Source organism: Pantoea sp. GM_Pan_4 (assembly GCF_026541005.1).
Lineage (GTDB): Bacteria > Pseudomonadota > Gammaproteobacteria > Enterobacterales > Enterobacteriaceae > Pantoea > Pantoea dispersa.
In genome coordinates this window covers 23,282-49,025 of sequence record NZ_JALNUZ010000018.1, presented here as the reverse complement: position 1 = coordinate 49,025, position 25,744 = coordinate 23,282, and the positions used below count along the sequence as shown (strand labels likewise).

Here is a 25,744-nt window from a genome sequence, read left to right as displayed (position 1 = left end):
GTTACGCCTCACCTAAATAAGCACGGATCACATCCGGGTTGTTACGCACTTCTTCCGGCGTACCGTTGGCCAGCGGCGTTCCCTGATTCACCACATAAATGCGATCAGAAATGCCCATCACCAGCTTCATATCGTGTTCAATCAGCAGCACCGTCACCTTGTGTTCGCCGCGCAGTTCAGCGATCAGCTCATCCAGCTCGTGCGTTTCGCGCGGGTTGAGGCCGGCGGCCGGTTCGTCGAGCATCAGGATTTCCGGACGCGTCACCATGCAGCGGGCGATCTCCAGCCGGCGCTGCTGGCCGTAAGCCAGATTGCCGGCCTGGCGGTTAGCCAGCTCCAGCAGGCCAATGCGCTCCAGCCAGCTGGCCGCGCGGTCCAGCGCTTCGCTCTCGCCGCGCCGGAACGCCGGGGTTTTAAACAGCCCGGAGAACACGCCGCTTTTCAGATGCTGATGCTGCGCCACCAGCAGGTTTTCAATCACCGTCATCTCACGGAACAGGCGCACGTGCTGGAAAGTTCGCACCACGCCCATGCGCGCGATCTTCTGCCCCGGCAGGCCCTGCAATGGCTGATCGCGCAGTTTGATGGTGCCGCCCGTTGGCTTATAGAAACCGGTCAGGCAGTTGAATACCGTGGTTTTCCCCGCCCCGTTCGGGCCAATCAGCGAGACGATCTCCTGCGGATGCAGTTCCAGCGCCACGTTGTTGACGGCCAGCAGGCCGCCGAAGCGCATCATCAGGCCTTCAACGGCTAATAAAGGCTGACTCATGCCTGCTCTCCTTGTTTTGCCTGTTTCAGCTTCAGGTGCGGACGCTTCATCGGCAGCAGCCCCTGCGGACGCCAGATCATCATCAGCACCATCAACCCACCGAGCACCAGCATGCTGTACTCGTTCAAATCACGCATCAGCTCGCGCGACACCACCAGCAGAATCGCGGCCAGGATTACCGCCAGCTGCGAACCCATGCCGCCCAGCACCACAATCGCCAGCACAAACGCGGACTCGACAAAGGTGAAAGATTCCGGGCTGACAAAGCCCTGACGCGCGGCAAACAGCGTACCGGCGAAACCGGCGAACACCGCGCTGATGGTAAAGGCCGTCAGCTTGATGCGCGTCGGACTGAGACCGAGCGAACGGCAGGCGATCTCATCTTCACGCAGCGCTTCCCACGCGCGCCCCAGCGGCATGCGCAGCAGACGATTGATGACGAACAGCGTCAGCACCACCAGCAGCAGCGCCACCAGATAAAGGAAAATTACGCGATGATTGGGATCGTACGCCAGGCCCGTCAGCTCGTGGAAGGTGGTCCAGCCGCCTTCACTGACGCGCCGGCCAAATTCAATACCAAACAGGCTCGGCTTGGGGATCTGCGCGATTCCATTGGGACCGCCAGTGATTGATGTGCTGTTCAGCAGCAGAATACGCACGATCTCACCAAAGCCGAGCGTCACAATCGCCAGATAGTCACCGCGCAGCCGCAGCACCGGGAAGCCCAGCAGCAGGCCAAAGGCACCGGCGACAATACCCGCCAGCGGCAGACTCTCCCAGAAGCCAAAGCCGTAATAGTGATTCAGCAGCGCAAAGGTATAAGCACCGATGGCGTAAAAGCCGCCGTAGCCCAGCACCAGCAGGCCGGACAGGCCCACTACCACATTCAGGCCGAGGCCGAGCATCACGTAGATCAGCGTCAGGGTGGCGATATCCACGCTGCCGCGCGACACGAAGAAGGGCCAGGCGACGGCGGCAACAATCACCAGCAGCATCAGCAGTTTTTGCTTTGGTGTCGAACCGTCAAAACCCGGCAGCACCAGCCCTTTGCCACTGCGTTTGAGCTTGCCCTGCAACAGCGGACGCAGCAGCTGGAATACAAACACCACTGCGCAGCCGAGGAAGATCCAGTTCCAGCGCACGGCGCCTGCATTCGCCACCACCAGTTTGGTACCGTCGAGATCGAGGCGCATGCCCATAAAGAAGCTGGCGAGCACCAGCAGCATCACCGTGGAGACCACGGCGTTAACCAGACCGAGGCGTTTCATACTTTCTCCACCTCCGGACGGCCCAGGATACCGGTTGGCATCACCAGCAGCACCACGATCAGCAGCGCGAATGACACCACGTCTTTATATTCGGTCGACAGATAGGCTGACGTCAGCGCTTCCGCAATGCCCAGCACCAGGCCGCCAATCATTGCGCCCGGAATGCTGCCGATGCCGCCCAGTACCGCCGCGGTAAAGGCTTTCATGCCGGCCATAAAGCCGATGAACGGGTTAATGGAGCCGTAAAACTGCCCCAGCAGCACGCCAGCCACGGCCGCCATCGCCGCGCCGATCACAAAGGTCAGCGAGATGACGCGGTCGGTGTTGATGCCCAGCAGGCTGGCCATTTTCAGGTCTTCAGCGCAGGCACGGCAGGCGCGGCCCATGCGCGAATAACGAATGAACAGGGTCAGCGCCAGCATCGCGAGGAAGGTGACGACCCAGATAACCAGCTGCATGGTGGTGAGCGTGGCGGCAAAGCCGTTGCTCTCACCCAGCGTCCACTGGCCGGTGATCAGGCTGGGCAGCGCCAGATCGCGCGAGCCCTGCGTCAGGCTGACGTAGTTCTGCAGAAAGATCGACATACCAATCGCCGAGATCAGCGCGATCAGGCGTTTGGAGGAGCGCACTGGCTTATACGCCACGCGCTCAATGCTCCAGCCGTAGGCGCTGGAGATAATCACCGCCATCACGAACCCGGCGGCAATCATCAGCCACGAGGTGTCGATACCCATCATCATCAGGGCGGCAATCACGATAAAGGAGACATAACTGCCGATCATGTACACCTCGCCGTGGGCGAAGTTGATCATGCCGATGATGCCATAAACCATGGTGTAACCGATGGCGATCAGCGCGTAGGTGCTCCCGAGGGTGACCCCGTTGAACATCTGCTGAATGAAATAGAGAAACTGCTCGGACATAGTGAGGACCTGCATGTAAACGGGAAATCCCCGGTGCGTTCGGCACCGGGTTAGGGTGAGAGCACCGCGTCGCAGCGCCTCATTCAGCGCGCGTGCGCGGTGCCGCACCCTGCCCTCGCCCATCAGGAGAGGGACAATTCAGGAGCGTGCTTACTTAACTGCGGTAGAAGAACCGTCTTTGTGCCATTTGAAGACGCCAAATTCGAAGCCCTTCAGATCGCCCTTCTGGTCCCAGCTCAGGTTACCCATCACGGTGGGCACCGGCGCACCCTCTTTCAGGTTTTTAGCAATCGCATCAGGCTCATCGCTTTTGCTGCGCTCAATGCCCGCCACCAGTGACTGAATAGCCGCATAGGTGGTCCAGACGAACGGGCCGGTTGGATCTTTGCGGTTTGATGCGCTGTTGGCTTTGATCGCGTCCACAATCGCTTTGTTGTCTGGCAGCTGGTCGTAGCGCTTCGGCAGCGTCACGTACAGGCCTTCAGAGGCGTCACCCGCGATGTTAGACAGGGAAGCGTTGCCGACCCCTTCTGGTCCCATAAAGCCGGCTTTCAGACCGGCCGTTTTAGCCTGACGCAGAATCTGGCCCAGCTCCGGGTAGTAACCGCCGTAGTAAACGAAGTCGACGTTCTCTTTCTTCAGGCGCGCAATCAGCGTGGAGAAGTCTTTATCGCCAGCGGTGATCCCTTCGAACAGCACCACGTTGCCGCCTTTCGCCTTCAGGGTTTTCTGCACGGATTCCGCCAGGCCCTGACCGTACTGCTGCTTGTCATGTACCACGGCAATACGTTTTGGTTTGATCTGATCGAGGATGTAGTTGGCAGCGGTCGGGCCCTGATCGGAATCCAGACCGGTGGTACGCATCACGTCGGCATAGCCGCGCGCGGTCAGTTCAGGCGCAGTAGCCGCCGGGGTGATCATCAGAATGCCTTCATCGTTATAAATGTCTGATGCCGGCTGAGTGGAGGAGGAGCACAGGTGGCCGATAACGTATTTGATGCCGTCATTGACCACTTTGTTGGCCACCGCAACCGCCTGTTTCGGGTCACAGGCGTCGTCATATTCTACGCCGACCAGCTTGTCACCGTTTACGCCGCCTTTGGCGTTGATGTCCTTGATCGCCTGGGCCGCACCGGTGAACTGCATGTCACCGTACTGCGCCACCGGGCCGGTTGCCGCACCGACAATCGCAATTTTGATGTCTTTCGCCAGTACCGCATGGCTCATCGCCAGCGCTACGCAACCCGCCAGTAATGCGCGTCCTTTACTCATTTTCATGCGAACTTCCCCATCTGTTGTGTCGTGTCTGTTGTGATTGGTTATTTATCTGCCAGTCAAAGAGCAAAACTGATTTGAGAATAATGAGTTAGCACTCTTTTCTGGCATTTTTTGTTAAGAAGGCTTTATTTTTCAGGTTATTAAACAGGAACTTTCTTCTGTAAATCAACTGACATATTCAGTAAAAGCTGACGGGAACAGCAGATTACTCTGGTTTTTATGGCCGGTTTTTCACCACCAGGCCAGCGCGTTATGCTGGCTTTTTCAGCGATCGATGCTGGCTTACTCCACAATCCTGGCAAAGTGGCTGGCATTTGACCTCTTTTCATCGCAAAAAAGTGACAGCGCTCTGACTGTCTAAATTCGCTACACTAAGGCCTTTCTGCCAGTACAGGTAAGGGTTATGAAGCTCACTATTCAGCGCATCAGCACGCTGACGCCGCAGGATCGACTGGATTTAGCCAAAGTCTGGCCGCAGCAGGATATCGCGCAGCTGGAAGCCAGCCTCAGTGAAGCGCAGCGGCTGTATGCAGCGCGCTTTAACGATCGCCTGCTTGGGGCGCTGCGGCTGGAGATTCGCGGCACGCTGGGCAAGATTACGCAGCTGGAAGTGCGTGAAGTCACGCGGCGGCGCGGCGTAGGGCAGTATCTGCTGGAAGAGACGATAGCGCAGAACAGCGCGCTGGATCACTGGTGGGTTGCCGATGACGGCGAAGACGATCAGCGCGTACGCGCGGCGTTTATGCAGGCGTGTGGTTTCCGCGCGCAGAGCGACGGGTGGGTGCGTTAAGCGGCGATTTTACGCCGTGCAGAGCGGTGCGCATGGATGCGCGCCCTACGGGGATTGCGAACGAGCGTACAGATTGCGTGGGGTCGTGATTAACGATGCATATGCATGCGGGTCCTGTAGGGTCGCCATTCATGGCGACCGTGCTGTAATCCGCACAGGTCATACGTCATCGCCGGTTATTGCGCGCATAAAAAAAGGCGACCCGGTGGTCGCCCCCTTTATCTGTCAGCCGTTAATCAGGCTTCAATCGCCATACGCAGTTTCTTCATGGCGTTCTTTTCCAGCTGACGCACGCGCTCGGCAGACACACCGTACTGGTCGGCCAGCTCCTGCAGCGTGGTTTTGTTGTCATCATCCAGCCAGCGGGCGCGGATAATGTGCTGGCTACGCTCATCGAGGCTCAGCATTGCATCGCTCAGCTTGTCAGCGGCATGCGCATCCCAGTTATCTTCTTCAATGCCGTCGGCAAAGTCAGAGGTTTTATCCTGCAGATACAGCACCGGTGCCATCGGCTTGCCTTCGCCCGCATCGTCATCAGACGACATGTCGAAGGTCATATCCTGGGCCGCCATGCGCGACTCCATTTCCAGCACGTCTTTGCTGCTGACACCCAGCTCGCGCGCCACCATTTCGACTTCATCCTGATTGAACCAGCCGAGACGCTGCTTGGTTTTACGCAGGTTAAAGAACAGTTTGCGCTGTGCTTTGGTGGTGGCAACTTTCACGATACGCCAGTTACGCAGCACGTACTCGTGAATCTCCGCTTTGATCCAGTGCACGGCAAACGACACCAGACGCACCCCGACTTCCGGGTTGAAGCGACGCACCGCCTTCATCAGGCCGATGTTACCTTCCTGGATCAGGTCCGCCTGCGGCAGGCCGTAACCGGAATAGTTACGAGCGATATGAACAACAAAGCGCAGGTGAGACAGGATCAGCGTCTTAGCTGCATCCAGATCGCCCTGGTAATGCAGCCGCTCAGCCAGTGCTTTTTCCTCTTCTGCCGTTAATACCGGCCAGTTGTTAGCAGCCCGGACGTAAGATTCCAGGTTGCCCAGAGGAGCAATCGCTAAAGTTTGCATTTCTTTGGTCATTCAAACCCTCACAAATTCAATGGACTTGCTGCTCGTTTCCCTGCGCAGCCGTTACATTATGTCAACGACGCGTGAAAACCAAAAGCAATCTGTGCTACTTGGACGTCAAAGTTATCCACAAGTTCAATTATAGCAGTGAATATTTTACACACAGATGACGGCGGGGGAAATCGGAGAAATCCTCTGCTCCCAGGTCGTCGGCAGCAGAGGAAGAGTATATCAAAAAATCGTTGCTATGGGTTACTGCGGCGTAAAACGACGTAAATGTTGCACCGTCGCCAGCCAGGCGGCAATCCAGCCGATGATGGCCGCGATTAACAGCAGCAGCAGACCTTCATCCCACGAAAAGCCCTCCAGCGCGAAGCTGGTACCGAAGACGGAGGCGACCTGCGCCACCACCGACTGCAGGCGCAGCACCAGCACTTCCGACAGAATCAGCGACAGCACCGCACCGCTGAAACCGAGCAGCGCGCCGCCGTAGAGGAAGGGCCGCAGAATAAAGCCATCGGTCGCGCCAATCAGCTTCTGCACGTTGATGGTGTCGCGCCGGGCAAAAATGCTCAGACGCACGCTGTTGCCAATCACCAGGAACACCGCCACCACCATCAGCAGGCCGATCATTGACGCCACCTGCCCCACCAGCCCGGTGAGCGCGGCTAAACGCGCAAACCAGCTGTCATCCATGCGCACCTCATCCACGCCCTGCACTTTCGCCACGCGATCGCGCAGATTGGCCATGGTATCGGAGTTCTGGAAGTTCAGCTTCGGCGTGATGATCGCCACCGCCGGCAGTGGGTTCTGCTCCAGCATATCCATCGCACCACCAAAGCCGGACCAGTTGCGGAACTCGCTTTGCGCCTCTTCACGCGTCAGGTAGTTCACCTTGTCCACGCCATCAAGCTTTTTCAGCTCGGCGGTCACGTTCTCTGCCGCCGTGTCATCCAGCGCTTTGTCGAGGTAAACCGTCAGCTGCGGGGCCGGGTACCACTGCGCGGCGGCCTGGCTGACGTTTTTCCACACCATGTAGCACACGCTGGGCAGCGTCAGCGAAATCGCGATCACCATTACCGTCAGCAGCGTCGCCAGCGGCTGACGATACATGTCGGACAGCGTACCGCGCCACGCGTAGCGCCACTGCTCCTGCCAGCCGCCTTTCAGCGCTTTGCTCTTTGACGGCTGCTTCGCCGTTTTCGGCGCAGCCGGACGCTTGTTACGTTTATTGACCATCGTGGCCTCCGTGCAGACGTCCCTGATTAAGCGTCATCACGCGATAATTGCGGCGTGCGATCAGCCCGATGTCGTGCGTCGCCATCAGTACCGTAACGCCCACGCGGTTGAACTCTTCAAACAGGCGCAAAATATCTTCCGACAGCGCGTTATCGAGGTTACCGGTCGGTTCATCCGCCAGCAGCACCGCCGGTTTATTCACTACCGCGCGGGCAATGCCGACGCGCTGCTGTTCACCGCCAGAGAGCTGAATCGGATAACTTTTTGCTTTGTCGAGCAGGCCGACTTTGTCCAGCGCCGCCGATACGCGACGGCGAATATCCTCGCCGCTGGCGCCGGAAATAATCAGCGGGATCGCCACGTTGTCGTAGACCGAACGATCCATCAGCAGGTGGTGATCCTGGAAAATCATGCCGATCTGGCGGCGCAGGAAAGGCACTTCGCTGTGACGCAGCCGGGAAATATCGTGACCGCTGAACCAGATTTGCCCGGCGCTCGGGCGCTCAATGCCACAAATCAGCTTCAGTAAGGTACTTTTCCCCGCGCCTGAGTGGCCGGTCAGAAACGCCATCTCACCGGGACGCAAATGGAAATCCACGCCCTGCAGCGCCTGGCGTCCTCCCAGATAAGCCTTACTGACCTCTTCAAAGCGAATCATGCCAATTATTCCTCTCGGGCAAACAGTGCCTCAATAAAGTCGGCGGCCTTAAACGGCCGTAAATCTTCGATGCCTTCCCCGACACCGATATAACGAATCGGAATGCCAAACTGATCGGCCACCGAGAAGATCACGCCACCTTTTGCGGTGCCGTCGAGCTTGGTCAGGGTGATACCGGTCAGGCCGACCGCTTCGTGGAACAGCTTCGCCTGGCTGATGGCGTTCTGGCCGGTGCTGGCGTCAATCGTCAGCATCACCTCATGCGGTGCCTCTTCGTCCAGCTTCTTCATCACGCGGGTGATTTTTTTCAGCTCTTCCATCAGGTGCGCTTTGTTCTGCAGGCGGCCGGCGGTATCGGCGATCAGCACGTCAACGTGGCGCGATTTCGCCGCCTGGATGGCGTCAAAAATGACCGACGCAGAATCCGCGCCCGTATGCTGCGCGACCACCGGAATATTGTTGCGCTGGCCCCAGACCTGCAGCTGCTCTACCGCCGCCGCGCGGAAGGTGTCACCCGCCGCCAGCATGACGGACTTGCCCTGCGCCTGATACTGACGCGCCAGCTTACCGATGGTGGTGGTTTTACCCACGCCGTTAACGCCGACCATCAGGATAACGAACGGCGTTTTGCCCGCCACGTCCAGCGGGGCATCGACCTTTTCCAGAATGCCGGCCATTTCAGCCTTCAGCAGGCCATACAGCGCTTCGGCATCGCGCAGCTGCTTACGGCTGGCCTGTTGCGTCAGGCTGGTGATGATGCGGCGCGTGGTTTCCACGCCGACATCGGCAATCAGCAGCTGCTCTTCCAGCTCTTCAAACAGCTCGTCATCGATTTTTTTGCCGCGGAACAGGCTGATAAAGCCGGATCCGAGGTTTTCACGCGTTTTGACCAGGCTGCGTTTCAGGCGGGCAAAGAAGCCCTCTTTGGTGGGGCGCTCCTGCTCCTGAGCCACAATCGGTGCGGCCGCCAGCGGCAGATCGCTCACGGTGTCTGTCGCCACGCGCTCTTCTGCCGCGTCTTCGGCATAGGTTTCCGCTAACGCCAGCGCTTCCAGCTCTTCATCGCTCAGCGGTGCGTCTGCGTCCTCTGCGTCCTCTGGCTGAGGCTCCTCAGATAAAACCGGTGCTTCAATAATCAGTTCTTCAGCCTGCGGCTCCTCTTCAACCGGCATCAGCTCCGGCTGCGGATGATCTTCCGGCAGTACCTCTTCTTCAATCGCGCTGACGGCAGCGGTTTCTGCGTCATCAGCGTTAACGTCGGATTCGGCTGCGGTTTCTGCTTCCGCAACGGGATGCATTTCAGCGTCGGCGTGAACCGGCGATTCGGCCTGCTGTTCTGCCACCTGCTCAGTGACGATCACGGTTTCGGCGGCCTGCGCTTCGGCGCTTGCTAACGCGCTCTCTTCAGCGGCGGGCGCCGGTTGATCGGTCGGCTGCTGCTGCGCCTGCTCTTCCGCTGGCTGCTGCTCTTCTTTGCCAAAGCCCAGCCAGGAAAAAAAGCCGCGTTTTTTCTCTTTTGCCATTGTGTGACCACACTCCTCGATGGCTTATTCCCGGTAGCACGCTGTTCCCAGGGGATAAAAAATTCACTTTTTCGCGCGTGAGCGGCGTAAAAATCAGGCAATTACGTCCGCTTTATCAACTTAGTAGTCTAACACTTTCCTGCCAGCGCACCACAGCACCCTTTTTTAACGTTTCTTCTGCCTGCTACGCCCGTTAAACTACGCAACAAATTATGACGAGTTGTGAGCGAAATGAGTAAATCCCCCCGCAACAGCGGCGCGGCAGGCCAGATTCGCCTGATTGGCGGACAGTGGCGCGGCCGCAAATTGCCGGTGCCGGACAGCGCCGGCCTGCGCCCGACCACCGACCGCGTGCGTGAAACGCTATTTAACTGGCTGGCGCCGGATATCCAGCAGGCGCGCTGCCTCGATTGCTATGCCGGCAGCGGCGCGCTGGGCTTAGAAGCGCTGTCACGCTATGCCGCCTCCGCGACCCTGCTGGAACTGGAACGTCACGTGGCGCAGCAGCTGACGCAAAACCTGCACACGCTGCGCGCCAGTAACGCCAGCGTCGTCCAGACCAATACGCTGCAGTGGCTAAGCCAGCCCGGCGAGCCGTTTGACGTGGTGTTTGTTGATCCGCCGTTCCGCAAAGGCCTGCTGCAGGAGACACTAACGCTGCTGGAGAACAATGGCTGGCTCGCCGCCCACGCGCTGATTTATGTTGAGAGCGAAGTGGAACTCGGCCCCCCGCTGGCACCGGCTAACTGGGATCTGTATCGCGAGAAGATTGCCGGTCAGGTGGCCTATCGCCTCTATCAACGCCAACAGGAGACCGATGATGTGGCTTAATCTGGGACGTTTGCTGATGATTTGCGTCTGGGCATTTCTGCTGCTTAACCTGGTGCACCCTTTCCCGACGCCGCTGCGCTACTTTGTCCACGTTGCGCTGTTCTTTATGGTGGTGATGCACGGCCTGCAGCTGGTACTGCTGCGTGCCACGCAACCAAAGGAGGCGCCAAAGCTGAGCCGCGCCACGCAGGCGAAAATCTTCTTCTTTGGCGTATTTGAACTGCTGGCGTGGCAGAAAAAGCACTATCCGTCGTAACGTAAGACAGCGCGCGCGGCTTCAGCCCCGTGCGCTTTAGTGCCTATTGCGCCGGGGTAAAGCTGACAAAGCGCGTGCCCTGCATTTTCAGCTCACCCTTCACGCCTTTGTCCATCTGGTGATAATCGCTGGCGCTGACGTTGACCTTAAAATCACCGGCGCCGTTCAGCGGATGGAACCAGGCTTCATACTTCATCTCTTCCGCCACAATCTCTTCGCGCTGACGCGAACGGCGATTGGGGGCCGGAAACTCTCGCTTGGTTTTCACTTCCACACTCATTGAGCGCACCGGTGAAGCGTCGTTGACCGCGGCTTCGCGGCGCTGCTTGATAAACTGACGGGTTGCCAGGATGGCAATTACAGCCAGGACGATAAAAAAGATTAGCGGTGGTTTGCTCATGTTTTCTCTCGCACTTTACGTCGGGGGTTAACAGATAAAAGACGCCAAAGCATACAACCAGAGTTGCCCGATTGTCACATTTGCCGCCAGTAACTTAAACTGAGATCGCGATTTTGGGAAAATTCATCAATGTGGGCGACACGTTCACAAAAGGGAGAAAAAATGCTTTGGTCTTTCCTTGCAGTCCTTTTTTCCGGTTGGCTGTATGTCGATGCCTCCTACCGCGGCCCGCAGTGGCAGCGCTGGCTGTTCAAACCCGTTACGCTGCTGTTGCTGGTTGCCTGGGCGTGGCAGGCTCCCACGCTTAACACCACCGACTACCTGATTCTGGCTGGCCTGGTCGCCACACTGGTGGGCGATGCGTTAACCCTGCTGCCGCGTCAGCAGATGCTGTATGCGCTCGGCGCCTTTTTCCTTTCGCATCTGCTGTACACCATCAGCTTTGCCGCGCACATGACCATGAGCTTCTTCTGGCCGATTCCGCTCACCTTCCTGGTGATTGGTATCATCGTGATCGCCATTATCTGGTCAAAACTGGATACGCTGCGCTGGCCGATCTGTACGCTGATTGGCATGACGCTGGTGATGAACTGGATGGCGGCGGAAAATTACTTCTTCCGTCCGACCGATTACAGTTTCTCGCTGCTGGTGGGTGCCGTACTGCTGTTGCTGGCTAACATCGTGTGGTTTATCTCGCACTATCGCCGTCGCTTCAGCGCTGACAGCGCCATCGTTGCCGCCTGCTACTTCGCCGGTCACTTCATGATTGTGCGTTCACTGTGGCTGTACTGAAAAAAGTGACCTCACCGCTTGACTCTGGAGTCCACTCCAGAGTGTAGCATGCAGACTGCGGGCATCGGCCCGCTTCTGCAACCGGAGGTCACATGCATCAACATGCCCACTCTTGCCGCTGTGGCAAATCACACCGTCAGCCAAAACCGCTGTGCGCGGTACGCAGCGTTCAGCCTGCATCCCTGAAGATTTCCGCCGCGCAACCGGTGGCCGCGTCCAGCGATTGCGGCTGCTGCGCCAGCGATGACGACAGTCCCGGCGGCGACGACGCCGACAGCGACAGGCGCGCATCCGCGTCCTATCAGTTCCGCTGGCAGATTGCCGGCATGGACTGCCCGAGCTGCGCCCGCAAAATCGAAACCGCCGTGCAAAAGCTGCCGCAGGTCGCCAGCGCACGGGTGATATTCGCCAGTGAAAATCTGCTGGTGGAGGCGCACAGCGATATTCGTCCGGCTATTGAACAGGCCGTTAACCACGCCGGCTTTAGCCTGAAATCCACTGAGAACCCCGCACCGGCGGTGCGCCGCTGGCGCGATAATGCGGCGCTCATACTGCTCACGCTGTTGATGATTGCCAGCTGGCTGCTGAGCCAGCTCACGCCGCTGTGGGGCGATCGCCTGTTTGTGCTTACCACGCTGGTCGGTCTGGTGCCGGTAGCCCGCAGCGCGTGGCAGGCCATACGCAGCGGCTCACCGTTCAGCATTGAAACCCTGATGACCCTCGCCGCCGCGGGCGCGCTGGTGATTGGCGCCCACGCCGAAGCTGCCATGGTGCTGCTGCTGTTCCATCTGGGAGAACGGCTGGAAGCCTATGCCGCCGCGCGGGCGCGCCGTGGCGTCACCGCGCTGATGGCGCTGCGTCCGGACACCGCCACGCGCGTCAATGGCACACAGCGTGAGCAGGTGGCACTGGCGGCGCTCCAGCCCGGCGATGTGATTGAAGTGGCGGCAGGCGGTCGTCTGCCCGCCGATGCCGAGCTGCTGCACGCCAGCGCCAGCTTTGATGAAAGCGCGCTGACCGGCGAATCGCTACCGGTGGCCCATCAGCCGGGCGATGCCGTGATGGCAGGCGCCACCAGCGTGGATCGGCTGGTGACGCTGCGCGTGACCTCTCAGCCGGGCCACAGCGCTATCGACCGCATTCTGCAGCTGATAGAAGAAGCTGAAAGTCACCGCGCGCCGGTGGAGCGTTTTATCGATCGCTTCAGCCGCCTCTACACGCCGGCCATCATGCTGCTGGCACTGCTGGTGATGGTGCTGCCGCCGCTGCTCGGATTAGGCGCCTGGCTGCCGTGGATCTACAAAGGGCTGACGCTGCTGCTGATTGGCTGTCCGTGCGCGCTGGTGATCTCCACGCCTGCCGCTATCACTTCCGGCCTGGCGGCGGCGGCTCGCCAGGGCGCGCTGATTAAAGGCGGCGCGGCGCTCGAACGCCTCAGCCGGGTGCAGGCGCTGGCGTTTGATAAAACCGGCACCCTGACCGCCGGTAAACCGCAGGTTACCGACGTGCAGCCGTTTGGCGCGGATGCACAGCAACAGCTGCTCAGCCTCGCGGCCGCTATTGAGCAGGGCTCCGGCCATCCGCTGGCGCGGGCGATAGTCGCGGAAGCGCAGCGCCAGCAGCAGGTGATTCCACCGGCGCAGCATCAGCAAACACTGGCCGGCAGCGGCATTCGCGCGCAGATCAACGGCGTGATGCACCAGCTGCTGGCACCGCGCGATGTGGCGGCGCTGAGTGACGCGCAGCAGCAGCAGATTGCGCAGCTGGAGGCACAGGGCAAAACCGTGGTGGTGCTGTTGCGCGAAGCACAGCCGCTCGGGCTGCTGGCGCTGCAGGATTTGCTGCGCGAGGAGGCCCGCAGTGCGCTGGCGGCGCTGCAGGCGCTGGGAATTCGCAGCGTGATGCTGACCGGCGATAATCCGCGCGCCGCCGCCGCGATAGCCGCCGAACTCGGCATCAGCTATCGCGCCGGTCTGTTGCCTGCGGATAAGGTAGCCGCCGTGCGTGAACTGGGCGAACAGCAGCCGCTGGCGATGGTCGGCGATGGCATCAACGATGCGCCAGCCATGAAGGCCGCAACGCTGGGGATTGCCATGGGCAGCGGCACCGATGTGGCGCTGGAAGCGGCCGATGCGGCTCTGACGCAGAATAACCTGGCGATTCTGCCGCGCACCGTGCAGCTGGCACGCCGCACACGCGCCATTATCCGTCAGAATATTGCGCTGGCGCTGGGGCTGAAGGCGATTTTCCTCGTCACCACGCTGCTCGGCTTTACCGGCCTGTGGCTGGCGGTGCTGGCCGATTCCGGTGCCACCGCGCTGGTCACCGCCAACGCGCTGCGCCTGCTGCGTCAGCGCTGAGGCGGGCGGATGCCGCGATCAGGCATCCGCGCCTTTCTGGATCAGATACTGGTACGGCAGGCTCTCGGTCTGCTGTGCCAGCAGCTGATGCTCCATAAAGCGGCAGAAGCCGGGAATATCACGCGTGGTCGCCGGATCGTCGGCGATGATCAGCAACGTTTCGCCCGCCTGCATGGTACGCACGGTTTTGCGCACCATCATCACCGGCTCCGGGCAGCGCAGCCCAAGCGCATCAAGCGTATGGTCCGCAGCGGAAAAAGGATCACTCATGATTCTCTGTCTTTATTCAGGGTGGGCGCTCATTCTAACGCGCTACAGCGCGCGCGCAAGGCGAGAACGATTGCGTTAAAATTAACCATTGCATTTGTTGCGCAACACGCTAAGATGCCGTCCGATTTTTTATTAAGCAATACCAGACATCCCCAAGATCGTTGGCTTTTCTGCAAGGCGGCAAGTGCGCGTATCCCCGGGAGCTTACTGAAGTAAGTGACCGGGGTACGCAAGCGCGGCCAACGCAGCAAAAATGCCAACGATGAAGGGGATTGGGTTCCCTCACCCCATTTTTAAAAAAAGGCCTTTATGATCAACTTCTCTGCTCGTCAGCGCATGCATGCGCTATTCTGGCTATCGCTGTTTCACCTGCTGGTGATTACCTCCAGTAACTATCTGGTGCAACTGCCGGTCGCGATTTTCGGCTTCCACACCACCTGGGGTGCGTTTAGCTTCCCGTTTATTTTTCTCGCCACCGATCTCACCGTGCGTATTTTTGGCGCACCGCTGGCACGGCGCATTATCCTTGCGGTGATGATTCCGGCGCTGTTTATCTCCTACATCGTGTCGTGCGTGTTTTATCAGGGCGCGTGGCAGGGCTGGGCCTCGCTGCAGGAGGTCAATCTGTTCGTGGCGCGTATCGCCTGCGCCAGCTTTATGGCCTATGCGCTGGGGCAGATCCTTGATGTGCACGTGTTTAACCGCCTGCGTAAACTGCCGCAGTGGTGGATTGCGCCTGCCTGTGCCATGTTCCTCGGCAATATCAGCGATACGCTGGCCTTCTTCTTTATCGCCTTTTATAAGAGTCCGGACCCGTTCATGGCCAGCCACTGGGTGGAGATCGCACTGGTGGATTACAGCTTCAAAGTGCTGATCTGCATGGTTTTCTTCCTGCCTGCTTACGGTGTTCTGCTCAATGCGGCACTTAAGCGTCTGGCGGAACGTTCGGCTCAGCGCCAGATGAATTTCGGCTAATTGAACGTAGACGAAACGCCACGGCACGCTAAGATTTCCTGACAAAGCGCTGATTGCTTTTAAGCACCGATTCCGTTTTGATAACGGCTGATGGAAACCTTACGAAGGGATAAGAATGCGTAACTTAGTGAAATATGCGGGCATCGGCCTGCTGGTGTTAGGCCTGGCGGCGTGTGATCAGAAGAAAGACGACACGGCGGCAAACAGCAACGGCGCCAGCGCCAGTCAGTCAGCACAGACGGTAAACCTGATGGACGGTAAGCTGAGTTTCAGCCTGCCAGCAGGCATGTCGGATAAGAGCGGCAAGCTGGGTTCGGAATCCACCAATATGCACGTGTATGCTGATGAAACCGGCCAGCGCGCGATTATCGTGATTGCGGGCGATCCGACCAGTGAAGGACTGGATGCGCTGGCTCAGCGTCTGGAGCAGCAGCAGCGCAACCGCGATCCGCAGCTGCAGGTGGTGTCGAACAAAGCGGTGACGCTGAAAGACCAGCCGGCACAGCAGCTGGATACGGTGATTTCCGCCAATAACCAGACCTCCTGGTCCTCGGTTATTCTGGCGAAGGTGGACGGTAAACTGCTGACGCTGCAGATCACCCTGCCCGCCGACAATCAGCAGCAGGCGCAGAGCGATGCCGATGCGATTGTGAAGAGTATTACCCTGAAGTAAGTTTGCACCAACGGTAGCGGCGCGATTTATCGCGCGTTGTTAAAAACCGCGCAATGAATTGCGCCGCTACAGAATGTGCCTCGTTTATAACCTCACCGGCGAAATATGCCAGATCTCATCCGCGTACTCCTGAATGGTACGGTCGGCGGAGAAATAGCCCATATTGGCGATGTTCAGCGCCGCACGCCGCTGCCACTCTTCCGGCTGACGATAAAGCTTATCCACCTTATCCTGGGTATCCACATAACTGCGGTAATCCGCCAGCAGCTGATAGTGATCGCCAAAGTTGACCAGCGCGTCGAACAGGTTACGGTAGCGCCCCGGCTCCTGCGGGCTGAAGACGCCGCTGGCGATTTGCGTCAGCGCCTGGTGCAGTTCCGCATCCTCTTCATAGTATTTGCGCGGGTTATAGCCCTCAGTGCGCAGCTTCTCCACCTGCGGCGTGGTGTTGCCGAAGATAAAGAAATTCTCTGCGCCGACGTGCTCGCGCATCTCCACGTTGGCCCCGTCCAGCGTACCGATGGTCAGCGCGCCGTTTAGCGCAAATTTCATGTTACTGGTGCCGGAAGCTTCGGTGCCGGCGGTAGAGATCTGCTCGGAGAGATCCGCCGCCGGAATGATGATCTGCGCCAGGCTGACGCCGTAGTTAGGGATAAACACCACCTTCAGCTTGTTCTTCACCTGCGGATCGTTGTTGATCACGTTGGCAACATCGTTGATCAGGTGAATGATGTGCTTGGCGACGTAATAGGCCGACGCCGCTTTCCCGGCGAAGATATTGACGCGCGGCACCCACTCTGCGGTCGGATCGGCTTTGATACGGTTGTAACGCGTGATGACATGCAGCACGTTCAGCAGCTGACGTTTGTATTCGTGAATACGCTTGATCTGCACGTCGAACAGCGCCTGCGGATCCAGCACGATATCCATATTCTTCGCCACCCACTCCGCGAGGCGCTTCTTGTTGGCGAACTTGGCATCGGCGATCTGTTCAATAAACGCCGGATAGTCAATGTGCGGCACCAGCTCGCTCAGCTGAGCCAGATCAGTACGCCAGGTGCGGCCAATGGCGTCATCCAGCACTTCTGACAAGGCCGGGTTGGCCAGCGCCAGCCAGCGGCGCGGCGTCACGCCGTTGGTTTTATTGCAGAAGCGCCCCGGGAACAGACGGGCAAAATCGGCGAACAGCGACTGCACCATCAGATTAGAGTGCAGCTCCGACACGCCGTTAACTTTGTGGCTAACCACCACCGCCAGCCACGCCATGCGGATGCGGCGACCATCGTTTTCGTCGATGATCGAGATGCGCGCCATCAGATCCCAGTCGTCCGGATAGTAGTCCTGAATGGTCTTCAGGAAGTAGTCATTGATTTCGAAGATGATGCTGAGGTGACGCGGCAGGATCTTGCCGATCATGTCCACCGGCCAGGTCTCCAGCGCTTCGCTCATCAGCGTATGGTTGGTGTACGAGAACACCTGGCAGGTGACTTCAAAGGCGTCGTCCCAGGTAAACTTGTGCTCATCAATCAGCAGACGCATCAGCTCAGGAATCGCCAGCACCGGATGGGTATCGTTGAGGTGGATGGCAATTTTGTCGGCCAGGTTGTCCCAGGTTTCATGCATCTGCCAGTGGCGATTGAGGATATCCTGCACCGTGGCAGAGACGAGAAAATACTCCTGGCGCAGACGCAGCTCGCGCCCGGAGTAGGTCGAGTCGTCGGGATAGAGCACGCGCGACACGTTCTCCGAGTGGTTTTTATCTTCCACCGCCGCGAAGTAGTCGCCCTGATTGAACTTGCCGAGGTTAATTTCGTTACTGGCCTGCGCGCCCCACAGCCGCAGCGTGTTGGTGGCATCGGTGTCGAAGCCAGGGATGATTTGATCGTAGGCCATCGCCACGATCTCTTCGGTCTCAACCCAGCGCACCCGGCTGCCTTCATGCTGCAACCGCCCGCCAAAACGCACTTTGTAACGGGTGTTAAAGCGCTGGAACTCCCACGGATTGCCGTACTCCAGCCAGTAATCCGGCGATTCACGCTGCTGGCCGTCAACAATGTTCTGTTTGAACATGCCGTAATCGTAGCGAATACCGTAGCCGCGTCCGGGCAGGCCCAGCGTGGCCAGCGAGTCGAGGAAGCAGGCCGCCAGCCGGCCAAGACCGCCGTTGCCGAGCCCGGGATCGTTCTCTTCTTCCATCAGCTCGCTGAGGTCGAGTCCCATCTCATCCAGCGCCTGATTGAGATCGTCATAGATGCCCATCGCCAGCAAGGCATTGCCCAGCGTGCGCCCCATCAGAAACTCCATCGACAGGTAATAAACCTGGCGCACATCCTGCGACAGCTGCGCACGGCTGGAGCGCAGCCAGCGCTCCACCATGCGATCGCGTACCGCCAGCAGCGCGGCGTTCAGCCACTCATGCTTGTTGGCGATCGACGGATCTTTACCAATGGTAAACATCAGCTTATAGGCGATTGAGTGCTTGAGGGCGTCAACCGTCAGCGTGGGTGAGGCATAGGTGAAAGGTGCGTTCATATGCGGTATCCCAATCTCTCATTACAGCAAGCGTTGATAAAGATCGCGGTAGGCTTGTGCTGCCACCTGCCAACTAAAATCCATCCCCATCGCCTGGCGCTGAACATAACGCCAGAGTGAAGGACGGGACCATAAAACAAAAGCACGACGAATCGCGCGCAGCAGTGACCAGGCATTGCTGTCTTCGAAGCTGAAGCCGCTGGCCACGCCGTCGGCGAGGTTTTCCAGCGAGCTGTCCTGTACGGTATCCGCCAGTCCACCGGTGCGCCTGACCAGCGGCAGCGTGCCATATTTCAGGCCGTACAACTGCGTCAGACCGCACGGTTCGAAACGGCTGGGCACCATAATGACGTCCGCACCACCGACAATGCGGTGCGAAAACGCTTCGTGATAACCAATTTGCACGCCGACGCTGCCCGGATGTTCAGCGGCTGCGGCGAGGAAGCCCTGCTGCAGTTCCGCATCGCCCTGGCCCAGCAGCACCAGTTGCCCGCCCTGCGCCAGCAGTCCCGGCAGTGCTTCCAGCACCAGATCCAGCCCTTTCTGTTTGGTTAAACGGCTGATAACGCAGAACACCGGCACTTTGTCATCAACCTTCAGCCCCATGGCAATCTGCAGCTGACGTTTATTCTCCGCTTTGCTCTCCAGCGTGTCGCGGTCGTAGCGGGCGCTCAGCAGCAGGTCGTGTGCCGGATCCCAGATGCCGGGATCGACGCCGTTGAGAATCCCGCTCAGCCGTCCTTCGCGCAGCCGCTGCTCCAGCAGCGCTTCCATGCCGTAGCCGAACTCCGGCCGGGTGATCTCCAGCGCATAGGTCGGGCTGACGGCAGTTATATGATCGGCATAAAACAGGCCGGCCTTTAGGTAAGAGATCTGGCCGTAGAATTCCAGCCCGTGCATTTCAAAATAGGCGCGCGGGATCTGGATTTCGTCCAGATGCCGCGCGGAAAACAACCCCTGATACGCCAGGTTATGTACGGTAAACACCGTTTTCACCGGACGTCCGCGTGCGGCGATATAGGCCGGTGCCAGACCGGCGTGCCAGTCGTGCGCGTGCACGATGTCCGGCTGCCAGTATGTATCCAGCCCGCTGGCCAGCTCGGCCGCCATCCAGCCGAGCAGCGCAAAGCGCAGGTAGTTATCGACATAGGCAAACTGCGACGTATCGTGGTACGGGCTGCCGGGACGATCGTACAGTCCCGGCGCATCAATCAAATATATCCCCACGCCGTTGAAGGGCCCAAACAGCAAGCGGACCGGCCCGGCAAAGGTTTGCAGCTCCGCCACCACTTCGGTATCAGGAATCCCTTTACGCAGATCCGGAAACGCCGGAATCAGCACCCGCGTGTCCATACCTTCGGCAATTTGTGCCTGAGGCAATGCGCCGACGACATCAGCCAGTCCGCCGGTTTTTAACAGCGGGAAAAGCTCTGAACAGACATGTAAAACCTGCATCCTGAACCCCTATTGTGTTATCGCCCGCGTTCCACGCGGCAATGTTCTTTGCCTTTCGTCACTTACTGACCCGCAGCGGCCAATTTGGCCAGCATGGCGCGCGTCACCAGTACGATGCCCTCTTCTGAACGGTAAAAACGGCGACTATCCTCATCCGGATTTTCGCCAATCACCATGCCTTCCGGAATGACGCAGGCACGGTCTATGACGCAGCGACGCAAACGGCACGATCGCCCGATAACCACATCGGGCAGCAGCACCGCCGAATCAATATTGCAAAACGAGTTAACGCGCACGCGCGGGAACAGCACCGAATTCACCACCACCGAGCCGGAAATAATGCAGCCGCCGGAGACCAGCGAGTTCATGGTCATGCCGTGACTGCCGGATCGATCCTGGACAAATTTGGCCGGCGGCAGCGGCTCCATGTGGGTACGAATCGGCCATTCGTGGTCATACATATCGAGTTCGGGCGTCACCGAGGCCAGATCGAGGTTGGCGCGCCAGTAAGCTTCCAGCGTACCGACATCGCGCCAGTAAGGTTCCGCGTTTTCGTCGTTCTGTACGCACGACAGCGTGAAGGAGTGCGCGTAGGCTTCGCCGCTGGCGACGATCTTCGGCAGCAGATCTTTACCGAAATCGTGGCTCGAGTCGGCGATCTGCAAATCCTCCTCCAGCAGCTCATAGAGGTAATCGGCGTTGAACACGTAGATGCCCATGCTGGCCAGCGCTTTGCTTTCGTCGCCCGGCATGGACGGCGGCTGCGCCGGTTTCTCAACGAAATCGATTACATTGTTGTCCGCATCGACTGCCATCACGCCAAATGCGGTGGCCTCATGCAGCGGTACGGGCAGACAGGCGATGGTGCACTTAGCGCCACGATCGGCGTGGTCGAGCAGCATGCGCGAGTAATCCATTTTGTAGATGTGATCCCCGGCGAGAATCACGATGTACTGCGCGTTATAGCGGCGAATGATGTCGAGATTCTGCGTGACCGCATCGGCGGTACCGCGATACCAGTGTTCGGTCGAGGCGCGCTGCTGCGCCGGCAGCAGATCGACAAACTCATTCATCTCTTCGTTGAACAAGGACCAGCCGCGCTGAATGTGCTGCGTCAGCGTATGTGACTGATATTGGGTGATGACGCCGATGCGCCGAATCCCGGAGTTGATACAGTTGGAGAGCGCAAAGTCGATGATGCGGAACTTGCCGCCGAAGTGCACGGCAGGCTTGGCGCGTTTGGCGGTAAGATCTTTCAGGCGCGTACCGCGCCCGCCAGCAAGGATCAGGGCAACCGTCTGTGTAGGGAGCTGGCGCGCCAGCATCAGGGGGTCGTTTCTATCTAATTTCACCATGTCTGACTCCTTATGATTGCTTTAGGAACACACACACGCCGTGTGCGGGCCCGTGCCAGACAGTTGTCAGGATGGGGTTATCTTCCCCGGCGAAAGGAGGAATGGCTCGCCATTCTCCGTCTGGTAAGGCAAGGTCACTCACCGAATCCGTGGCGTTTATCGTTAGTAACCAGCGGCCGGAGAGCAGGATCTGCAGTCTGTGCATCCCCTGTTCCCACTCATCCCTTTCCAGTGGTTTGCCGCTGGCATTCAACCACTGCACGTTGCCATCGCCCTCCTGCCACCAGCTGTCCTGCGTCAGCGCGGGAATATGCTGACGCAGCCGGATTAACGCGGCAGTGAAGTCGACCAGTCCAAAATCATCCTGTTGCCAGTTCAGCCAGGTGAGCGGATTATCCTGACAGTACGCATTATTGTTGCCGTGCTGGCTGTGACCGCGTTCGTCACCGGCCAGCAGCATCGGCGTGCCCTGCGCCAGCAGCAGCGTGGTCAGCAATGCATGCACGCTGCGCCGCCGCCGCTCGACCACATCGAAGTTGCCCTGCAGCCCTTCAAAACCATGGTTATGGCTGAAATTACTGCTGCTGCCGTCGCGATTATCCTCGCCGTTGGCCTGATTATGCTTCTGGTTATAACTCACCACGTCACGCAGCGTGAAGCCGTCGTGCGCGGTGATCAGATTAATGCTGGCGTGCGGCAGACGCGCCGCGCGCTGAAATACATCGCTGGAGCCGGCAAAGCGGCGGGCAAAATCACCGTTACTCAACTCACCGTGCAGCCAGTAGCGGCGCGCCGTATCGCGAAAATGGTCGTTCCATTCGGCGAAGCCGGGCGGAAAGTTGCCCACCTGATAGCCGCCGGGGCCGATATCCCAGGGTTCAGCGATCAGCTTCACCTGCGACAGCACCGGGCAGGCCTGCATGGCCACAAACAGCGGCGCATCCTGGCGATAATCCGGCGTGCGCCCGAGCACGCTGGCCAAATCGAAACGAAAGCCGTCAACGTGGCAGGTTTGCACCCAGTAACGCAGCGCGCCCAGCGCCCAGTCAAGCACCTGCGGATCGCTGAGGTTCAGCGTATTACCGCAGCCGGTCCAGTTGTGATATTCACCGTTATCGCCCAGCCAGTAATAGCTGGCGTTGTCGACGCCGCGCAGCGACAGTGTCGGGCCAATCTCTTCCAGCTCGGCGCTGTGGTTGAACACCACGTCCAGAATCACTTCAATGCCCGCCGCGTGCAGCGCTTTTACCGCCTGCTGAAACTCCTGCAGCGGCGTCTGGCCCGCTTCACCCGCCGCGTAATGCGGATGCAGCGCCCACAGCGCAAACGGGTTGTAACCCCAGTAGTTGCTCAGGCCGAGCCGTTGCAGGCGCGGCTCGCTGGCAAACGCGGCTATCGGCAGCAGCTCCAGCGCGGTGATGCCCAGCCGGCGCAGATAGCTCACCATAGCAGGATGCCCCAACGCCGCATATGTCCCGCGTAGCCTTTCCGGAATTTCCGGATGCTGCTGCGTCAGGCCGCGAACGTGCGCCTCGTAAATCACCGTCCTGCCCCACGGCGTGCGGGGCGCACAATCGTCCTGCCAGTCAAAATCGTCGGCGATCACCAGCGATTTGGGCGCAACGCCAGCGCTATCGGCATCATCCTGCTGCCACTCTCCACCCAGCAGGCGCGCGTCGTCTGGCACCGCGCCGCATACCGCTTTGGCACAGGGATCGACCAGCAGTTTGGCCGGATTGAAACGATGACCGCGCTCTGGCTGCCACGGCCCATGCACGCGGTAGCCATAGCGCTGGCCCGGCTTTAGCGCCGGAACATAACCATGCCAGATGTCACCGCTGCGCGCCGGCAGAGGAAAACGCTGCTCACTCCCCTGTTCATCAAACAGGCACAGCTCCACCCGCTCCGCGTGGCGCGAGAACAGCGTAAAGTTGACGCCGCGCCCGTCATAATGGGCACCCGGCGGTACCGGCTGGCCCGGCTGGAGCATCAATCGCCCTCCCGCACCAGCCACAGCGTGGCGAGCGGCGGCAGCGTCAGGCTTAGCGACTGCGCGCGCCCGTGGCTGGCGATGTCATCGGAATGGACGATACCGTGATTGCGCAGATCGCTGCCGTGATAATCATGCTGGTCGGTGTTCAGCACTTCGCGCCAGCCGCCGCGCTGATTCACGCCGAAGCGATAGTTGTGGCGCGGCACCGGCGTGAAGTTACTGGCGACGATCAGTTCGTTGCCCTCGCGGTCGCGGCGCACAAACACAAAGACCGAGTTTTCGTGATCGTCGACCACCAGCCACTCGAAGCCGCTGGCATCGAAATCGAGCTGATAGAGCGGCGAAAAGTGGCGATAGCTGTGGTTCAGGTCACGTACCAGTCGCTGCACGCCGTGGTGCCAGTTATCCAGCCCCTCCAGCAGATGCCAGTCGAGGCTGGTGTCGTGGTTCCATTCCCGCCCCTGAGCGAATTCGTTGCCCATAAACTGCAGTTTTTTGCCGGGAAAGCCCCACATCCAGCCGTAATAGGCGCGCAGGTTGGCAAACTTCTGCCAGGTATCACCCGGCATACGGTCGAGGATCGACTTTTTGCCGTGTACCACTTCGTCGTGCGACAGCGGCAGCACGAAGTTTTCCGTGTAGTTGTACAGCATGCCGAAGGTCATCAGCTGATGATGGTAGCGGCGATGCACCGGATCGAGCTTCATATAGTCGAGGGTGTCATGCATCCAGCCGAGGTTCCATTTGAACCAGAAGCCCAGGCCGCCATCTTCGGATGGCCGCGTCACGCCGGGATAATCGGTAGACTCTTCCGCCACGCTGATGCTGCCGGGTGCGGCGCGGCCCAGCGTGCGGTTGGTATGGCGCAGGAAGGCGATGGCTTCGAGGTTTTCACGGCCGCCAAATTGGTTAGGCACCCACTCACCCTCTTTGCGGCTGTAGTCGCGATAGATCATCGACGCCACCGCATCGACGCGCAGGCCATCAATGCCGAAGCGCTCCATCCAGTACAGCGCATTGCCGGAGAGATAGTTGCTGACCTCGCGTCGGCCAAAGTTGTAGATCAGCGTATTCCAGTCCTGATGGTAGCCTTCGCGCGGATCGCTGTGCTCGTACAGCTCGGTACCGTCGAATTTGGCGAGGCCAAAATCGTCGCTGGGGAAATGGCCCGGCACCCAGTCGAGCAGCACGTTGAGACCTGCCTCGTGGGCAGCGGCGATAAAGTGACGAAACTCATCGCGCGTGCCGAAGCGGCGCGTCGGCGCGTACATGCCGAGTGGCTGATAGCCCCAGCTGCCGTCAAACGGATGCTCATTGATCGGTAACAGTTCGATATGGGTAAACCCCATCTCTTTGACATAGGGCACCAGCTGTTCGGCCAGCTCTTTGTAACTCAGCCAGAAATTGTTGTCGGTGTGGCGACGCCACGAACCGAGATGCACCTCGTAAATGGAGATCGGCTGGTCAAAGCCGTTGGCAATTTTGCGCTGTGGCTGCATCTCCAGCTTCGGCGGCAGGCCGCAGATCATCGAGGCGGTCTGCGGGCGCATTTGCGCCTCGAAGGCGAACGGATCGGCTTTGATGCGCATCTGACCGTGCGCATCAATGATCTCGAATTTGTACAGCTGGCCGTTAACCGCGCCGGGGACAAACAACTCCCAGATGCCGAGTTCGCGGCGGAAACGCATCGGATGGCGGCGGCCATCCCAGAAGTTAAATTCGCCCACCACCGAAACGCGCTGCGCGTTCGGGGCCCAGACGGCGAAGCGCGTGCCGGCAACGCCATCAATGGTGGTGCCGTGCGCGCCGAGCGTTTCATACGGCCGCAGGTGCGTGCCTTCGGCCAGCAGCCAGGCATCCATTTCCGCCAGCAGCGGGCCAAAGCGGTAGGCATCGTCGATCAGGTTTTGCTGGCCGTGCCAGTTGACTGCCAGCTGGTAGCGAAACAGGTTTTTACGGCGCGGGATCACGCCGCTGAAGAAGCCGCGCGAATCAAGACATTTAAGCTGGGCGCATTTGCGGCCGGTGTTGGTTTCAATCACCCAGACTTCGGATGCATCCGGTAACAGCGCACGCACTTCAAGACCTTGTGTGGTCTGGTGCATCCCCAGTACTGAGAAGGGGTCGGCATAATTCCCGGCGAAAAGGGCATTGATCGCATGGCGATCGGGAAGCTCTGACATGACTTTCTTCCTATGATTTTTTGCGCAGGCGACCGGAGAGACAGGATTGTCGCTATAGGTGCGCTGCTTTTCATGAGCCATACATACAGCAGCAAGGAAGGACACCCTCCGTGGGAAAGATCCTGGCCGTGTACAACAA

22 protein-coding genes are annotated in these 25,744 nt (G+C 59.2%); 7 read left to right on the top strand and 15 right to left on the bottom strand.

Going from position 1 to position 25,744, the window contains the following annotated elements; genetic code table 11:
* Window position 1 precedes the first annotated feature (1 nt).
* From livG to OXR61_RS22510, 4 genes are all read right to left on the bottom strand, one after another.
* Window positions 2–769, bottom strand: coding sequence for a high-affinity branched-chain amino acid ABC transporter ATP-binding protein LivG (gene livG, locus OXR61_RS22525; protein WP_021508005.1), 768 nt, complete (start codon window positions 767–769; stop codon window positions 2–4).
* Window positions 766–2,037 carry a high-affinity branched-chain amino acid ABC transporter permease LivM gene (locus OXR61_RS22520; protein WP_021508006.1) on the bottom strand — a complete coding sequence of 424 codons (1,272 nt, stop codon included), beginning with the start codon at window positions 2,035–2,037 and terminating at the stop codon, window positions 766–768. The genes livG and OXR61_RS22520 overlap by 4 nt, the downstream gene beginning before the upstream one ends.
* A complete protein-coding gene (livH, locus tag OXR61_RS22515) occupies window positions 2,034–2,960 on the bottom strand; it encodes a high-affinity branched-chain amino acid ABC transporter permease LivH (protein WP_010615899.1) in 927 nt (308 codons plus the stop codon). The genes OXR61_RS22520 and livH overlap by 4 nt, the downstream gene beginning before the upstream one ends.
* A gap of 150 nt (window positions 2,961–3,110) precedes the next feature.
* The gene (locus OXR61_RS22510) at window positions 3,111–4,238 is read right to left on the bottom strand and encodes a branched-chain amino acid ABC transporter substrate-binding protein (RefSeq protein ID WP_021508007.1); all 1,128 of its coding nucleotides are present in this window, start codon (window positions 4,236–4,238) and stop codon (window positions 3,111–3,113) included.
* 403 nt (window positions 4,239–4,641) lie between these two features.
* Between OXR61_RS22510 and panM the strand changes: the two genes are divergently transcribed.
* Window positions 4,642–5,028, top strand: coding sequence for an aspartate 1-decarboxylase autocleavage activator PanM (gene panM, locus OXR61_RS22505; RefSeq protein WP_021508008.1), 387 nt, complete (start codon window positions 4,642–4,644; stop codon window positions 5,026–5,028).
* A gap of 236 nt (window positions 5,029–5,264) precedes the next feature.
* On the opposite strand, the gene rpoH is transcribed toward panM, so the two are convergent.
* From rpoH to ftsY, 4 genes are all read right to left on the bottom strand, one after another.
* Window positions 5,265–6,122, bottom strand: a complete 858-nt coding sequence (gene rpoH / locus OXR61_RS22500) for an RNA polymerase sigma factor RpoH (RefSeq protein WP_021508009.1) — start codon at window positions 6,120–6,122, stop codon at window positions 5,265–5,267.
* A 240-nt stretch (window positions 6,123–6,362) separates the two neighbouring features.
* Complete coding sequence (gene ftsX / locus OXR61_RS22495; protein ID WP_021508010.1) at window positions 6,363–7,349, bottom strand: permease-like cell division protein FtsX; 987 nt, start codon at window positions 7,347–7,349, stop codon at window positions 6,363–6,365.
* Window positions 7,339–8,007: a cell division ATP-binding protein FtsE gene (gene ftsE, locus OXR61_RS22490; RefSeq protein WP_021508011.1), complete on the bottom strand. Its 669-nt coding sequence runs from the start codon at window positions 8,005–8,007 to the stop codon at window positions 7,339–7,341. The genes ftsX and ftsE overlap by 11 nt, the downstream gene beginning before the upstream one ends.
* Window positions 8,008–8,012: 5 nt before the next feature.
* On the bottom strand, window positions 8,013–9,530 hold the full coding sequence (gene ftsY, locus OXR61_RS22485) for a signal recognition particle-docking protein FtsY (RefSeq protein WP_021508012.1): 1,518 nt from the start codon (window positions 9,528–9,530) through the stop codon (window positions 8,013–8,015).
* A 231-nt stretch (window positions 9,531–9,761) separates the two neighbouring features.
* Between ftsY and rsmD the strand changes: the two genes are divergently transcribed.
* Entirely contained in the window at window positions 9,762–10,361 is a 600-nt protein-coding gene (rsmD, locus tag OXR61_RS22480) for a 16S rRNA (guanine(966)-N(2))-methyltransferase (protein ID WP_267412558.1), read from the top strand.
* Window positions 10,351–10,617: a DUF1145 family protein gene (locus tag OXR61_RS22475; protein ID WP_021313674.1), complete on the top strand. Its 267-nt coding sequence runs from the start codon at window positions 10,351–10,353 to the stop codon at window positions 10,615–10,617. The genes rsmD and OXR61_RS22475 overlap by 11 nt, the downstream gene beginning before the upstream one ends.
* A 43-nt stretch (window positions 10,618–10,660) precedes the next feature.
* Here the strand turns inward: OXR61_RS22475 and OXR61_RS22470 are convergent, their stop codons facing one another.
* Window positions 10,661–11,017, bottom strand: a complete 357-nt coding sequence (locus OXR61_RS22470) for a DUF2500 domain-containing protein (protein ID WP_021508014.1) — start codon at window positions 11,015–11,017, stop codon at window positions 10,661–10,663.
* Window positions 11,018–11,179: 162 nt separating this feature from the next.
* Here OXR61_RS22470 and OXR61_RS22465 point away from each other — a divergent pair, with 162 nt between their 5' ends.
* Both OXR61_RS22465 and OXR61_RS22460 read left to right on the top strand, forming a co-directional pair.
* On the top strand, window positions 11,180–11,809 hold the full coding sequence (locus OXR61_RS22465; protein ID WP_021508015.1) for a lysoplasmalogenase: 630 nt from the start codon (window positions 11,180–11,182) through the stop codon (window positions 11,807–11,809).
* 92 nt (window positions 11,810–11,901) lie between these two features.
* On the top strand, window positions 11,902–14,169 hold the full coding sequence (locus OXR61_RS22460) for a zinc/cadmium/mercury/lead-transporting ATPase (RefSeq protein WP_021508016.1): 2,268 nt from the start codon (window positions 11,902–11,904) through the stop codon (window positions 14,167–14,169).
* A gap of 18 nt (window positions 14,170–14,187) precedes the next feature.
* Here the strand turns inward: OXR61_RS22460 and tusA are convergent, their stop codons facing one another.
* The gene (gene tusA / locus OXR61_RS22455) at window positions 14,188–14,439 is read right to left on the bottom strand and encodes a sulfurtransferase TusA (RefSeq protein ID WP_021508017.1); all 252 of its coding nucleotides are present in this window, start codon (window positions 14,437–14,439) and stop codon (window positions 14,188–14,190) included.
* 309 nt (window positions 14,440–14,748) lie between these two features.
* Between tusA and OXR61_RS22450 the strand changes: the two genes are divergently transcribed.
* Together OXR61_RS22450 and OXR61_RS22445 are read left to right on the top strand one after the other, a co-directional pair.
* Window positions 14,749–15,414 carry a 7-cyano-7-deazaguanine/7-aminomethyl-7-deazaguanine transporter gene (locus OXR61_RS22450; RefSeq protein ID WP_021508018.1) on the top strand — a complete coding sequence of 222 codons (666 nt, stop codon included), beginning with the start codon at window positions 14,749–14,751 and terminating at the stop codon, window positions 15,412–15,414.
* 115 nt (window positions 15,415–15,529) lie between these two features.
* Window positions 15,530–16,087, top strand: a complete 558-nt coding sequence (locus OXR61_RS22445; protein ID WP_021508019.1) for a DcrB family lipoprotein — start codon at window positions 15,530–15,532, stop codon at window positions 16,085–16,087.
* Between the two features lie 84 nt (window positions 16,088–16,171).
* On the opposite strand, the gene glgP is transcribed toward OXR61_RS22445, so the two are convergent.
* The 5 genes from glgP to glgB form a co-directional block, all read right to left on the bottom strand.
* On the bottom strand, window positions 16,172–18,619 hold the full coding sequence (glgP, locus tag OXR61_RS22440; RefSeq protein WP_021508020.1) for a glycogen phosphorylase: 2,448 nt from the start codon (window positions 18,617–18,619) through the stop codon (window positions 16,172–16,174).
* A gap of 21 nt (window positions 18,620–18,640) precedes the next feature.
* Entirely contained in the window at window positions 18,641–20,074 is a 1,434-nt protein-coding gene (gene glgA / locus OXR61_RS22435; RefSeq protein WP_267412557.1) for a glycogen synthase GlgA, read from the bottom strand.
* A gap of 62 nt (window positions 20,075–20,136) precedes the next feature.
* Window positions 20,137–21,429: a glucose-1-phosphate adenylyltransferase gene (gene glgC / locus OXR61_RS22430; RefSeq protein WP_021508022.1), complete on the bottom strand. Its 1,293-nt coding sequence runs from the start codon at window positions 21,427–21,429 to the stop codon at window positions 20,137–20,139.
* A gap of 10 nt (window positions 21,430–21,439) precedes the next feature.
* A complete protein-coding gene (glgX, locus tag OXR61_RS22425) occupies window positions 21,440–23,419 on the bottom strand; it encodes a glycogen debranching protein GlgX (protein WP_021508023.1) in 1,980 nt (659 codons plus the stop codon).
* On the bottom strand, window positions 23,419–25,605 hold the full coding sequence (glgB, locus tag OXR61_RS22420; protein ID WP_031279793.1) for a 1,4-alpha-glucan branching enzyme: 2,187 nt from the start codon (window positions 25,603–25,605) through the stop codon (window positions 23,419–23,421). The genes glgX and glgB overlap by 1 nt, the downstream gene beginning before the upstream one ends.
* Between the last annotated feature and the right edge of the window lie 139 nt (window positions 25,606–25,744).